The sequence below is a fragment of the Microcoleus sp. POL10_C6 genome, from assembly GCF_036701585.1.
GTDB lineage: Bacteria > Cyanobacteriota > Cyanobacteriia > Cyanobacteriales > Microcoleaceae > Microcoleus.
Genome location: NZ_JAUBRB010000004.1, coordinates 56,210 through 69,567 on the forward strand (window position 1 = coordinate 56,210; position 13,358 = coordinate 69,567).

The following is a 13,358-nucleotide window of genomic DNA, read 5'->3' on the forward strand; positions in this document are numbered from 1 at the left end:
CCTAAAAAATAAACAAGATTATGGGAGTAAGAGCGGGTTTTGAACAAAGGTATTTAGTAAATTTCCTTCGTGATTGACAAAACCCGCGCTATCGTTCGATGTTTCATTCATCAGAGTGCAAAAATAGGCTACGTTAACACTCCAAAAATTGAACCGGAAATTACCCCAAGCAGAAAGCCAAATCCTGCTAATGTTCCTAAAAATGTAAGTTGCTTGTTCATCATTAGTCCCTCTTAAGCACGAATCAAATTAGCCAACATTTTTGGGTCGAAAGTTACGGAGACGCAAGGCATTTGTTACTACAGAAACGGAACTAAATGCCATTGCTGCCCCGGCAATAATTGGATTGAGGAGCCATCCAAAAATCGGGAAAAGAATTCCGGCGGCGATGGGAATGCCTGCCACATTGTAGACAAAGGCAAAAAACAGATTTTGTTTGATGTTTTGGATCGTAGCGCGAGACAGTTGGATGGCAGTAACAATGCCTTGCAAATCGCCAGAGATCAGGGTAATGTCACTCGCTGCGATCGCGACATCTGTTCCTGTGCCAATTGCCATGCCTACGTCAGCTTGAGCTAGAGCAGGCGCATCATTGATTCCATCCCCCACCATTGCGACAATTTTGCCCTCTGCCTGAAGATTTTCGATTTGAGCGACTTTTTGATCGGGACGAACTTCTGCAATAACTCGTTTGATGCCGACTTCCCGCGCTATGACTTCCGCCGTGCGACGGTTATCACCTGTTAGCATTACCACTTCTAATCCCATCTTTTGTAAAGTGCGAATTGCGACAACAGAAGATGGTTTCACGGCATCGGCAATGCCCATAATTCCTTCTACTTTGCCATTTACGGCAATCCAGATAACCGTCTTACCGAGATATTCCAATCGATCCCACGGTTGCTGCAAACTACTGGTATCAATTCCCAATTCATTCATCCAACGATGAGTTCCAATTTGCACCGATTCATTGGATACATACCCTTGCACACCACTGCCTGCGTGAGCCTCGAACTCCCGTGAATCCGTCAACTCCACTCCTTGAGATTGGGCATATTGCACCACCGCTTCTGCCAGAGGATGTTCTGAATTCCGTTCGACGGATGCAGCGAGGCGCAGAAGTTTTAGCTCGTTACCATTGGCGGTACCATTAACCGTTATAAAGTCCGTTACAGTGGGTTTACCTTGGGTAATCGTGCCTGTTTTGTCTAAAACAACAGTTTGCAGTTTGTGCGCCAGTTCTAAACTATCTGCACCTTTAATCAAAATTCCGTTTTCTGCCCCTTTACCTGTACCCACCATGATCGAGGTTGGCGTGGCTAAGCCAAGCGCACAGGGACAAGCAATAATCAGCACGCCCACGGTGGTAATCAATGCCATTGTGACGTTGCCCATGATGTTGTACCAAATGATGAAGGTAGCGATCGCAATGGCAATCACAACAGGGACAAACCATCCCGTAACGCGATCGGCTAATCGCTGAATCGGTGCCTTGGAGCCTTGCGCTTGCTGCACCAGTTTAACGATTTGCGCCAAAAACGTATCTTTACCCACTCGTGTGGCTCGGAATTTGAAGCTTCCAGTCTTGTTAATAGTCGCTCCAATCACTTCATCACCAGGCTGCTTTTTCACGGGTACACTTTCACCCGTCACCATTGCCTCATCAATCGTTGAGGAGCCATCAATAATCTCGCCATCCACGGGAATCTTTTCACCCGGACGAACTAGAATGACATCTTCCAACACTACCTCAGCGATGGGAATGTCCACTTCTCGTCCATTACGAATTACCCGCGCCGTTTTTGCCTGCAAACCCATAAGAGAACGAATTGCTTCTGAGGTTTGTCCCTTAGCGCGGTTTTCCAACAGTCGTCCTAGCAAGAGCAATGCAATAATTACAGATGCCGCTTCAAAGTACACATCTGGTTTAAGACCCTGACTGATAAACCACTGGGGAGAGAAGGTGGGAAATAGAGAATAGAGGTAAGCTGCCCCTGTCCCGATCGCTACTAGCGTATCCATTGTCGCGGTATGACGCTTCAAGGCTTTCCAGGCATTGATGTAGAAAGACCTACCCGCCCAAAACAATACTGGAGTAGTGAGTACAAGTTGTAGCCAGGGATGGTGCAGCCACATGGGAATCAAGGGAATAGGCAATCCCGTCATCGCAGGCAGCGAGCCAATCACGATAACGGCGCTGATAATACCGCTAACCCACACCTTGCGGGTCAAGTCCTGATTTTCACTTTGCCGCGCCTGCCGTTCTGCATCATCTTCTGGGGCAAGTACATCATCTTGCATCGGCAGAGCAGAATATCCAGCCGCATCCACGGCATCCTGAATCGCTGCTACATCAGTTTGGCTGGGATTATAGGTAACGCTGGCTTGTTCAGCTCCAAAATTAACATTGCACGTCTCAACTCCCGGAACTGAGCGGATTGCCTCTTCGATGTTACTTGCACAAGAGGCACAACTCATGCCTCGCAGTTTCATAGTGGCGTTTTCCATACAAAATCTCCTTATTTTCATCCTTAAAATGGGTCTGAGAAATCTTTAGTGACAGGTAACGGGATAACCTGCCACTGTAATTGCCTCTGTAATGGCGGCTTCAGATGCTTGAGTTTGGATATTGACCAGTTTGGTTTTGGGATCTGCCTGAACATTTGCGGCGGCATCTACTGTCTTGATGGCTTTGGTAATGGTTTCGCCACAAGCTGAACACGCCATGTTAGGGACTTTTAGCTGTAGTGTCATGGTTGTATTTTTCCTTTCCTTTGAGGGGTTAATCCTATCTTGCAGTATCCAGTCCACTGGAGTGTCAAGGGGGAATGAAAAGAAATTTTTGAGAACCTCTAAAAAGGAGAAATCAACACCCTGGACACCATGATCTGCTGTCTCTTGAATCCCTAGGGCGTGTTTTCAAAGTCGGTGTATCCTAGATTGGGGCGCCGATCGCACGCAGGGAGTCATGCTTCCCTTCAATCAAGGCCAAGTGTGGACCTGTCCCTTCTGCGCCAATACGGTTCAGTTAAGGGCTATGCAGTGCTTAAAACAATAAATACAGGAGGATTCATTATTATTCCAGTACCTCTGTGTTTAACTTGTTTAGAGCGAAATTTTGAGACAGGCTTTTTCACAACTCTTGGGTTGTTTCTATGAACCATTTCAGGTAGAAGTTGGTCAAGTATCTCTAAAGTTAACCAATTCAAAAGAAGAGAATTTCTTGTGGTTGTAACCGCTGGAATTTTGGCAGAGCACGACGAATCACTCGTAATGTTCCAGTAAAAGACAGACGCAATGGTGAAACACCGGCACTGCTTGCAGCTTGAAAAATTAATGACCGTACAGCTCTTCGGTCCTAGTAGTAAACCATAAATTTCTTGTACCACTTCTTTCGGTCTTTGAGAACGAATATGAGTTTTTCTTCCCAATAAATGTACTTTGACTTCATCAATAGTATTCTCGACTTCCCAACGTTGATGATATTCACAAGCAAGTGACTGGGCTGGAAATTTTTCAGCGTCCAACAAGCTCGTAATTAAACGATATCTAATTTGTGTGACTGGGTGTTCGGGAGCCTCAATTGTGTACTCAATTACTCTTACCTGTATGGGCTTAAATCTTTTTTTTCTTAGTTTGCCTGATGGATAAATCTTTCCTCAAATATGAACCATCATCTAATAGTGTTTGGTTTAAGAATTTAACGTTGGATGGAATTCGCACTCTTCTACTCACAACCTTTACTGACTGTAGCTTCTACCATCGCATAAGAATGTAAGCCTCTATCCCACATCAATAGCATTCCTGGCGTTACTGAGCGTAACAACTTTAACGCTCTTACTCTTTCTCCCATTTTATATGGACACATTAAGGCATCAAATATTAAATGTGTTCCTGCCTCTACCGCAATCGCAGATTACTAGAAAATAGTCTGCAATAACAGCCAACTATTTAATCCTACTATAATACTAGCCACTAACCAAGCTAAGGCTTTCAGCCAAAATGGATTCACAAACTCTCCCATTAAGTTGCGGTTTGAGGTAAACATTACCAAGGGAATTACTGCAAAGGGTAATTGCAAACTGAGAATCACTTGACTGAAAACCAGTAAATTAGTTGTACTGCCTTCACCAAACAAGATAATTACGATCAAAGCCGGCACAATTGCAATCAGTCGAGTCAGCAAGCGCCGCAACCAAGGTCGCAGCCGAAAATTTAGAAACCCTTCCATCACAATCTGTCCTGCTAAAGTTGCTGTCAAGGTTGAGTTCTGCCCCGAAGCCAATAAAGCAAAGGCAAAAATTGCACTAGCAGAACCCACACCCAGTACCGGAGAAAGCAGTTTGTAAGCATCTTGAATTTCTGCTACTTCTTGATACCCGGAAAAATGAAAGCTTGCAGCCGACAATATCAGAATTGCTGAATTAATAAACAAAGCTATTGACAGCGCTACGGTGGAATCAATTGTGCCAAATTTAATTGCTTCCCATTTTTTATCAGCAGTTTCTTCCCAAGAGCGAGTTTGCACGATCGACGAATGCAAGTAAAGATTGTGCGGCATCACAGTTGCCCCCAAAATACCCACCGCAATATAAAGCATTGCCTGATTTTGCAAAATCTCTAGGCTGGGAACATAACCGAGTAAAACTCCTCCGGCATCAGGTTTTGCAAAAATCATTTCTGCAATAAAACAACCGCCAATAATTGCAATAATCGTAATCACCAAAGCTTCGATATAACGAAAGCCTTTTCCTTGTAAAAATAATACCATTATTACATCTAGCGCAGTGATGCACACTCCCCAAACTAAGGGAATACCAAATAGCAATTGCAGTCCGATCGCACTTCCAACAAGTTCAGCTAAATCGCAAGCAGAAATAGCAATTTCACAAAGTATCCACAGCAAAAAACTGACTCGCGGACTGAAATAATCTCGACAAGCTTGTGCCAAATCTCGTCCCGTTGCCACTCCCAAACGCACGCAGAGTGATTGCAGCAAAATTGCCATCAAATTAGATAGCAAAATCACACTTAATAGCGCATAGCCAAACTTGGCTCCCCCCGCTAAGTCAGTCGCCCAGTTTCCGGGGTCCATGTAACCCACTGAAACCAAATATCCCGGCCCTGCGTAGGCCAGCATTTTACGCCAGAAACCTTTGCTGTTGGGAACGGGGACGCTGCGGTGGACTTCAGGAAGGCTGGGTCTGTTTTCGGGGTGAGTCATTGGTTTTATTGTTAAATAATTTTCATATTATTTTCATAATCTCACAAATTCTGTTAAATTTCATCAGTCGTATTGCTCAAAATCCGCCAAAGTTGCAAGAAATATGAAGTTGTGTATTTTTTATCTAACACTCCAGGTAATGTGAATGCAGCAACAGAATGTGTGATATGCTCTGAATATCAAATCGGTTCTGGTGAGGAACAGCCACCAGAGGTAACGGGGAAAGTTCGGTGTAAGTCCGGCACTGTCCCGCAACTGTGAAGGAGACAAGTTCTCCAAGTCAGGATGCCCGCCGATGCCCAAATTTACTTTATTCATCTGCGAGGTACATGATGACTACTCAATCTTCTTCTTCTTCGGTTTGGCAACAAACGGCACGGTTGACGCTTTCAACACCCGTGCAAGCGACGCTCTACATCTCCCTATGCGCTTTGACTGTCTGGACTGTTTACTTTACAACTTATCCCGCCGTCCATAACAAGGTACACTCTCTGCGCCACCACACTTTGATGGTTAGTTGTCACTAAACAAGATTGTTTTTATTTGAGATATTGCAGTGCGATTCGTTTAACCTGTTGGGGCGGGTAAACCTGCGAGCTTTCTCAGAGTGCAGACAGGTTAAATAAACCCGCCCCCACCCCGCGCGAGATTCCTTAAAAGTCCAGAATTAAAATGTCAAAATTAAAGTTTTCTGCGCTCATCAGTGCTGTCTGCATGATGAGTATCTTTTTCTATGGTTGGGTAGGGTTTTCGCAGTCTCCACAATCAACTGTGCGACTGACTTCTGAACCCCCAATCAGCCAGATTTTACCCTTTGAAGCCGAGGCAACTACACCTTTATCTCCAGTGTCGTTAAAGCTGCAAGCTTTAGATGCAGCGGGGATTCCTTTAGAGAATGCTCGAATTAGTTTGACAATTTTAACTCCGCCTAAAAATCATTGGTTTACCACCGATTTTCCGATCGTGGAGGGAACAAAGTTGCTGGATATAGAGGCTGTTGCAGCTAAAGGTGAGTTACAAATCCAGCAAATGCTGCCCATTAGGGGAAATTATCAATTGTTAGCAAAGGTGACTCCGATCGCAGAAAATGCTTTTACTCCTATTCAGCAAACTTTAACACTATCCGTGCCGGAAAACGGGGTGAGGTATCGCAATTTTGGGATTTTAGCTGTGATTTTGTTGGTTGTTGGGCTAGGTGGCGGCTTGGCGATTGGAGGAAAGCCCAAAATCCAAGCAGGAGAAATAGCGCCTGAAAGAGTGCGATTGCTGTTAAGTGGGGCGATAATAATTGCGATCGCTACCTTGTTATATGTTAATGTCAGTGCTGAAATTGCCCAGTCTGAGATGTCGATGCCAATGTCTCACATGACAGAATCTAAACCGACAGAAAAAACTAGCCCCATTGTGCAATCTCAGGGTTTACAGGTGCGACTTTCTGGAGATGTTAGTGCGACAGTAGGGAAAGCTGCTAATTTACAAGTTCAAGTCACCGATACCAAAACAAATCAGCCAGTCACAGATGTATTGTTCAATGTTAAAGTCACCCAACTCGAAAATGATTGGATTGCTTTTGCCTACAAAGGTGTCCCGGATGCAGCCGGAAAACTGATATGGCAAGAGCAGTTTTTTGATGGCGCACCTCACAAAGTAGAGGTAGAAGTTTCTCCCCAACCCAACGGGGCCCGTCAGTTTTCACCATTCCAGGTTTTACAAAGTATTGAAGTTGAGGGAGTCGCGCCTCCTCTTTCAGTGCGGTTGACTGTTTTAGCTTACTTTACAGGCATTGTAATCGCGGGGATGGCGATCGGATTTGGATTGCAGCGCCGTTTGCTTGGGCTGCGGGTGAGAGTAGGGCGCATTTAACCGGATTTCGGATAATTTAATTTAAGTGCGATCGACTATGATTAAGTCGATCGCCAGAAATCACTCTTGTCAACGTTCCTGATTTGAGAGCTCTTTAAATTCGCGAGTTCCCTGATAGCCAGATAAATCCGCTAACTCCTGCAAAGATTTTTGCCCTTGGTAAAACTTACCGTTAATTTCCCAAGTGGGAGTCCCTTGAATCTTCGCAGCTTCGCAAAGATCCCGCCGAGCATTTTTCCCTTGAGGATTGCACTCAATATAATTGATAATGCCCGCCGCTTCTTTGCCGAAACTTGCTTTCTGTGCTTGACAATGATCGCAGGTAAAAGAGCCGTACATTTTAGCACCCACTATTTTTAAATGCTGCGCTAAAGCAATTTCTGAAGTACCGGAAGATGTCGTAGTCTTGATGCTAGTCTCGTTAGCTGTACCGAGATTATTCACATCGGCATAAAGAGCCAGAGAGGAAATCAGCACTAACATAGACACCACAATTCCTATAAAAAATAGTTGCCCGATATCATCCCATTCGCGACCTATTAATGCTAAGACAAACAAGCTAGTTGCAAACAAAGCAGATGCAATACAGTAAATACAAGCTGCTTTAATATCAACAGCCAGTACATACATCAGATAGCCGCTGAAAATCGTCATAGCTGTGCTACCAGCAAACAGAAATAGTCCCGTCCAAGACTCTAACTTAGAGCGGAGACTCTTCTGTTCTGCGGGATTGACCAATAGGGGAGCTACGGCAAAAACTATCATGCTCAAATAGCCCAAAAAACCGAACAAAGAAAGAGGCAAACCAAAGACATAGGCATAAGGACTCGAAAGCACGATATCGCAGCCTTCGATCGGACAAACTGCCGTTCCGTTGGATAACTTAACCACTGTTAGATAAGCAGTGATCGCAGCCCCTATCGAGGCAATTCCTGCCGTGAGCGGACGAGAATAGCGGTGAATCCAAGGCATGGAACGTTGACGACGCATAATATTTTTTCCTGTGCTGGATATTTCCCAAGACTAAATTGTATTACCAACCATTTTACACTTTGATGAAATAAGCCACAATTCCTAGAAGGATTAATACTGCTCCGGTTAATCCTTGTTCGTGAGCCTCGAAAAAATGCAGCTTTTCTTCTAAAGCATTAACTCCTTTCATTCCCAAGTCTACTAGCAAAACCATTCCCAAAACTGTCACAACTAAGTAGACCACAGAAACTACAAGTATGCCGCTCAAACCAATCGTTCCTGCTGAAAAAAAATAGGCTTCTATTTCGATGCAAGGCGAGAAAAACATTCCTGTTCCTAAAACAGCTAGGATTTGAAATTGCGATCGCTTGGTAGTTAAATTAACTGTTTCCGCGTGATGGTGGTGGTGCCTGCGAGAACTATCTAACTCTGCCAAAAGATAGATAATTCCTAAAACTAATAAAACTAAAGGCGCAATTATTTCAGCGGCCTCTACATAGGTAGCAGCGAACTTGTAACCGAATAAGCCGACGACAATTCCAATTAGGATAATGCTGAGGGTATGAGCAACTCCTGTAATTACTGTAGCCCGCAAAGTTTCGCTGCGAGACCAATTTTCAGTTTTACCAATCGCAATTAAAGGCATCCAGTGGTTGGGAATTAATGCGTGAATAATACTAAGAGCTAGACTTCCCAACAGAATTTTGAGCATACTTTCCATTTGCTTTCCTCTACAAATTGCTACAAGGAGGAAGGAATTGCGGGAGCGTGTCACTTTTGTGATGAGTAAAAATACTTAAGCAGCTTTTCGTGATTTACCAATTAAGCCGTTTAAGTAAGCACAACGATGAGCTAATACTTGTCCCACATGTTCTGATTTCCAACTCGCTCCTGATATTTTAATCCGTCTGCCTATTTGCTTAATGCCTGATTCTACCGCTCCTGAACCAATTGAACAGATGCCATCAAGAGAGAGAATTTCATAGTTGATAATCCTTTTTTTGTGCTTTTCTAAATATTTGCAAAAATTTACTGCTGATTTGTTCTTGAGCTTTGTAAATAGAGCTGCCGCACTCTCTACATTTCCTTTCCACAAGTATGCTTCTGCTTGCTTAAGTCGCTTAATTGAACCGCCTACTTTCTGAAGATTTTCGTTGAGATGGTACCAATCGAGAATTTCTCTTCTCTGGTGTTCACTACTGATTTCCTTAAAAATATTCCATACTCCATCATGTCCATCACCTAAACAAGTTACAGGTTTGGCTAGTGGTTGTTTATTTGCCCAATCAATGATGATATCATTTTGATTAAAACTAGCCAATATACCAGCTTCCGACACAATTGCTTTATAGTCTTTCCATTCAGATTTTTGTCCTTTATGTACCCTCAGTCGTACTTTTCCACCATCTGCACTTAGCTCTGAAATATCTTCTGTTGATATCGGTTCACTGAAGTCTTGATAATGTACTAATCTTTGTTGTGTTTTAGCCGGAACCGTCACTCCCGTTAGATACTTGATATCTTGGGCGGCATGCTTATAAGCAACATTGGCACTCAGTCTTAAGCAACAGTTTTCTAAATGTGGACTCAACCTACTAGCACTACCACAGCCTAGTTTATCTGCTTGCTTTTGGGTGATACTTAAATTACCTAGGGTACTTTTTAAAGTCTTGACTCTTCCGGCTTTTGTACCGCTAGCTGAGCAGATAAAAAAAAGCCGATATGTGGTGTCACATGAGTCAAAACTTGCTCTCTGACTGCAAGTTCAATATCTTCTAATGTCTGCAAGGAATCAGGATTACAATCATCATAAAGGATGGCAGAAATAGCATCTAGATGTGTTTTAATTTCCTGTTGTTGTTCAGGTGTCATGATTATATATCAAGTGAGAAGAGATGATAATTATTCCCTATTATACTGATGCTCGGCAAAAAAGTCATGGTGGGTTCACCAGTATTTATACTCATCGCAAAAGTGACACGCTCCCGGAATTGCCCGCCCTCCTGGAGTTGTCAGCCGACTACTTTAAAACTCTAGTCGCATTGAAAATAGCTGCTAAAGCCACCCCAACATCAGCAAAAACTGCTTCCCACATTGTCGCTAAACCAAAAACACCCAAACCAATAAATATCGCTTTAATTGACAGGGCAAAAATGATATTTTGCCAAACAATATTGTGAGTTTTTCTGGCAATTTGGATGGCTTCAGCCACCTTGGAGGGTGCATCTGACATAATTACAACATCGGCAGTTTCGATCGCCGCATCCGAACCCAAACCTCCCATTGCTATGCCCACATCAGCTCTAGCAAGTACGGGTGCATCATTAATTCCATCCCCGACGAAGATAATTTTATCGCCTTTTTTAGATTGGGAGATCAGTTTTTCGATCGCCTCTACTTTTCCTTCAGGTAATAACTCAGCTAAGTAGGAATCTAAACCGAGCTTTTTCGCAACACTCTCAGCTACAGCTTGATTATCTCCTGTGAGCATCACGATTCGCTCAACACCCAGTTTCTTGAGGTCGCGAATAGCCTGTACAGCGTCTTCCTTAAGCTCGTCAGCAATCAAAATATACCCAGCGTAGCGGTTGTCTACCCCTAAATGTACGATCGTACCTTCAGCATTGCAGACATCGTGAGGGATATTTTCTCGGTGCAGCAAACGGTCATTTCCGGCAAGCACAATTTGATTATTTACTTTCGCCCGAATGCCGTGCCCCGCTATTTCTTCGTAATCTTTCACATCCGATGAATCTATTTTTCCGCCGTAAGCTTCCATAATAGATTTCGCGACTGGGTGATTGGATTGAGATTCTACTTTAGCCGCTATTGCCATCAACTCTGTTTGGGAAAAACCATTTTTAGGCACAATTTGTGCTACTTTAAAAACTCCTTTTGTCAAAGTTCCTGTTTTATCCAAAACAACTGTCTTGACTGCTGTCAGAGTATCTAGAAAAGTCGAGCCTTTAACCAAAATCCCGCGCTTGGCTGCACCGCCAATTCCCCCAAAGTATCCCAGAGGAATGCTAATCACCAATCCGCAAGGGCAGGAAATAACTAACAAGACTAGGGCGCGGTAAACCCACAAAAATCTGTCTGCATTAGTTGCTCCTGAAATGAACAAAGGCGGAATTAAAGCCACTGCTAGCGATGCAAAGACTACAAAGGGCGTGTAGTAACTGGCAAATTTGCTGATCATCTTCTCAGTCTCAGCTTTTTTGCTTCTGGCATTTTCTACTAATTCCAGAATTCGGGAGATTGAAGATTCACCGAAGAGTTTAGTAACTTTGACGGTGAGAACTCCTGTCTGGTTAATTGTTCCTGCTAAAACTGTTTCTCCAACTTTCACGGTTCGAGGTACTGATTCTCCAGTTAGTGCAGACGTGTCAAGCTGAGAATTGCCGTCTATAATTTCACCGTCTAAGGGAATTTTTTCTCCCGGTTTGACAAGGATGATATCGCCGATGACTACTGTTTCTGGTGCAACTTTTTTAATGTCGCCGTTGTCCTTGAGGTTGGCATAATCTGGGCGAATTTCTAAAAGCGATTTGATCGATTGACGCGATCGCCCAACGGCAAATTCTTGAAAAAGTTCTCCGATTTTGAAAAACAACATCACCCCGACTGCTTCAGGGAGTTTGTGAATAGCTACAGCCCCGAGTGTTGCTATAGTCATTAAGAAGTTTTCATCAAAAAATCGACCTCGTAGAATGTTGTGACCCGCACTGGTTAAAACATTCCATCCGCTTAAAAGATAGGCTGGGATGAAAACCAGATATTCACCTACAGAATAGGGCGTGTTGTGCAGTTTTTCTTCAAAAATTAAACCGCCAACAAATAGGACAACAACCGATATCACAGGAATCAATTCTTGCTTCAGGTTGAAGTCTCCTTGACCGCGGTTGTGGCTGTGGTCATGGTTATGATTCTCATGACTGAGATCGGGGCGATCGTCGTGACTGCAACTACAGCAGCCGGAATCCGATGCTTTTGGCTTGTTCATGATGTCTCCTAGGTTGAAAGAAATAATTAACTTATGAACACATATTCATACTATATCTCCAAAGCTCAAAATTTGGGAAATTATTGAGTTAAAAGTTGGGCTGCTAGTTAGTTCTAGTTAGCGGTCACAAGTTGCGATCGAGAGTAAGAATTATTATCGTTTTGCTCAGGTTAAGTAAAAATTATTGACTCATATTATTTGCTTGCCTGCGTCACATCCCATTGCTTGGTTTACCATTGCTGCGTTTTTGATGCTTTGACTATCCACGATGGCTTCAGACCGACTCACCACTCGGTTGTGGCTAACTCTAACCTAGGCTCTAAGTCGGTCATTTAGCCTCAGCAAAATTCCGTCTTTACGCTAGGTGCAGAAGTAGCGATGCACGCTCTGCCAAGGTGGGGAATTTCCAAATAAGTCACGCCAAGTACAGCCTTGGGTTAACAGGTAAAATATCGCATTCAGGACATTTCACACCTCAACCTTAGGATGACGATCCCTAGATGTTACAGGTGAAATAAAAGGTTCAATCAACTCCCATTGTTCCAGGGTTAAGTTGCTGGAGTACATTTTACTCATAGCTATCTTCGGTACTGTTTCTATGTCTCGGCGATGAAAAAACTAAAACGAAGCGAGAAACGTTCAAATCGTTGCTGCAAAACCTGTTAAGCGATATTACTACAGCCGTTGTTGCTTCATTCTGTCGCGTTGTGCATCCCGAATAATACTGATTCCACCCCAAACGACTAGGCTTGCGATTCCAAATCCAACAATTAAATCAGGAAAGCGAGAATTAAATAGAGTGACTAGGAAACCTGCGAAGATCACACTAAAATTTGCAATTACATCATTCTGCGTAAATATCCAACTTGCCCGCATATGTACCTCACCCTTACGATGCTTTGAGAGAAGGTACAAACCATAACTGTTAGCAATCAGGGCCAAAAAAGCCATTACCATCATCCATCCTGATTCGGGTGAACTTCCCCAAACAAACCGTCGAATCACATCGACGACAACCATCACAGCTAACGTGATCTGAAAAATACCACTTAGACTCGCTGCACGATTCTTGTGATGCGCCGATTTGCCAACTGCATACAGCGACATCGTGTAAACCGAAGCATCTGCAAACATATCTAATGAGTCTGCAACTAAGGCAGTTGAATCCGCTAAAACTCCTGCCACAATTCCGACGACAAACATTGTGCCATTGATAAGTAACAGAATTCGCAGCGTTTTACGCTCGGCTGCGTTCTTGGCTTCCATGTGACATCCACAGTCTGACATCGTGCGCCT

11 protein-coding genes, 1 pseudogene and 1 riboswitch are annotated in these 13,358 nt (G+C 43.6%); of the genes and pseudogenes, 2 read left to right on the top strand and 10 right to left on the bottom strand.

The window, feature by feature from the left end; genetic code table 11:
- Positions 1-249: 249 nt before the first annotated feature.
- From QUA34_RS03485 to QUA34_RS03500, 4 genes and pseudogenes are all read right to left on the bottom strand, one after another.
- Positions 250-2,508, bottom strand: coding sequence for a heavy metal translocating P-type ATPase (locus tag QUA34_RS03485; RefSeq protein ID WP_333384110.1), 2,259 nt, complete (start codon positions 2,506-2,508; stop codon positions 250-252).
- Between the two features lie 45 nt (positions 2,509-2,553).
- Positions 2,554-2,754, bottom strand: coding sequence for a heavy-metal-associated domain-containing protein (locus QUA34_RS03490; RefSeq protein WP_333151738.1), 201 nt, complete (start codon positions 2,752-2,754; stop codon positions 2,554-2,556).
- A gap of 451 nt (positions 2,755-3,205) precedes the next feature.
- Positions 3,206-3,910, bottom strand: a pseudogene (locus QUA34_RS03495) (transposase); the annotation flags it as partial.
- A 9-nt stretch (positions 3,911-3,919) separates the two neighbouring features.
- Complete coding sequence (locus QUA34_RS03500; RefSeq protein WP_333151740.1) at positions 3,920-5,224, bottom strand: Nramp family divalent metal transporter; 1,305 nt, start codon at positions 5,222-5,224, stop codon at positions 3,920-3,922.
- Between the two features lie 168 nt (positions 5,225-5,392).
- Positions 5,393-5,535: riboswitch (cobalamin riboswitch) on the top strand.
- 18 nt (positions 5,536-5,553) lie between these two features.
- Here QUA34_RS03500 and QUA34_RS03505 point away from each other — a divergent pair.
- Both QUA34_RS03505 and QUA34_RS03510 read left to right on the top strand, forming a co-directional pair.
- Positions 5,554-5,751 (top strand): CbtB-domain containing protein, encoded by a 198-nt coding sequence (locus QUA34_RS03505; RefSeq protein WP_333151742.1) that lies wholly within the window; start codon positions 5,554-5,556, stop codon positions 5,749-5,751.
- Positions 5,752-5,896: 145 nt separating this feature from the next.
- Entirely contained in the window at positions 5,897-7,087 is a 1,191-nt protein-coding gene (locus QUA34_RS03510) for a hypothetical protein (RefSeq protein WP_333384113.1), read from the top strand.
- Between the two features lie 69 nt (positions 7,088-7,156).
- Here the strand turns inward: QUA34_RS03510 and QUA34_RS03515 are convergent, their stop codons facing one another.
- The 6 genes from QUA34_RS03515 to QUA34_RS03535 form a co-directional block, all read right to left on the bottom strand.
- Complete coding sequence (locus QUA34_RS03515) at positions 7,157-8,077, bottom strand: vitamin K epoxide reductase family protein (protein ID WP_333151747.1); 921 nt, start codon at positions 8,075-8,077, stop codon at positions 7,157-7,159.
- Between the two features lie 55 nt (positions 8,078-8,132).
- Complete coding sequence (locus QUA34_RS03520; protein WP_333151749.1) at positions 8,133-8,780, bottom strand: hypothetical protein; 648 nt, start codon at positions 8,778-8,780, stop codon at positions 8,133-8,135.
- A gap of 75 nt (positions 8,781-8,855) precedes the next feature.
- A protein-coding gene (locus tag QUA34_RS03525; protein ID WP_333384116.1) for an ISKra4 family transposase occupies positions 8,856-9,931 on the bottom strand; the annotation gives its coding sequence in 2 pieces (ribosomal slippage) (positions 8,856-9,775 and positions 9,775-9,931; 1,077 coding nt in all).
- A 148-nt stretch (positions 9,932-10,079) separates the two neighbouring features.
- The gene (locus tag QUA34_RS03530) at positions 10,080-12,062 is read right to left on the bottom strand and encodes a heavy metal translocating P-type ATPase (RefSeq protein WP_333384118.1); all 1,983 of its coding nucleotides are present in this window, start codon (positions 12,060-12,062) and stop codon (positions 10,080-10,082) included.
- A 360-nt stretch (positions 12,063-12,422) separates the two neighbouring features.
- The gene (locus QUA34_RS30115; protein WP_445242792.1) at positions 12,423-12,524 is read right to left on the bottom strand and encodes a transposase; all 102 of its coding nucleotides are present in this window, start codon (positions 12,522-12,524) and stop codon (positions 12,423-12,425) included.
- A gap of 213 nt (positions 12,525-12,737) precedes the next feature.
- On the bottom strand, positions 12,738-13,328 hold the full coding sequence (locus tag QUA34_RS03535) for a cation transporter (protein WP_333260969.1): 591 nt from the start codon (positions 13,326-13,328) through the stop codon (positions 12,738-12,740).
- Positions 13,329-13,358: the final 30 nt, after the last annotated feature.

Excerpts from the sequence above, each read along its gene's own strand:
- QUA34_RS03485 (WP_333384110.1), bottom strand. The coding sequence starts at position 2,508 with ATGGAAAACGCCACTATGAAACTGCGAGGCATGAGTTGTGCCTCTTGT.
- QUA34_RS03520 (WP_333151749.1), bottom strand. The coding sequence starts at position 8,780 with ATGGAAAGTATGCTCAAAATTCTGTTGGGAAGTCTAGCTCTTAGTATT.
- QUA34_RS03530 (WP_333384118.1), bottom strand. The coding sequence starts at position 12,062 with ATGAACAAGCCAAAAGCATCGGATTCCGGCTGCTGTAGTTGCAGTCAC.
- QUA34_RS03535 (WP_333260969.1), bottom strand. The coding sequence starts at position 13,328 with ATGGAAGCCAAGAACGCAGCCGAGCGTAAAACGCTGCGAATTCTGTTA.
- QUA34_RS03490 (WP_333151738.1), bottom strand. The coding sequence starts at position 2,754 with ATGACACTACAGCTAAAAGTCCCTAACATGGCGTGTTCAGCTTGTGGC.
- QUA34_RS03515 (WP_333151747.1), bottom strand. The coding sequence starts at position 8,077 with ATGCGTCGTCAACGTTCCATGCCTTGGATTCACCGCTATTCTCGTCCG.
- QUA34_RS03500 (WP_333151740.1), bottom strand. The coding sequence starts at position 5,224 with ATGACTCACCCCGAAAACAGACCCAGCCTTCCTGAAGTCCACCGCAGC.
- QUA34_RS03510 (WP_333384113.1), top strand. The coding sequence starts at position 5,897 with ATGTCAAAATTAAAGTTTTCTGCGCTCATCAGTGCTGTCTGCATGATG.
- QUA34_RS03505 (WP_333151742.1), top strand. The coding sequence starts at position 5,554 with ATGATGACTACTCAATCTTCTTCTTCTTCGGTTTGGCAACAAACGGCA.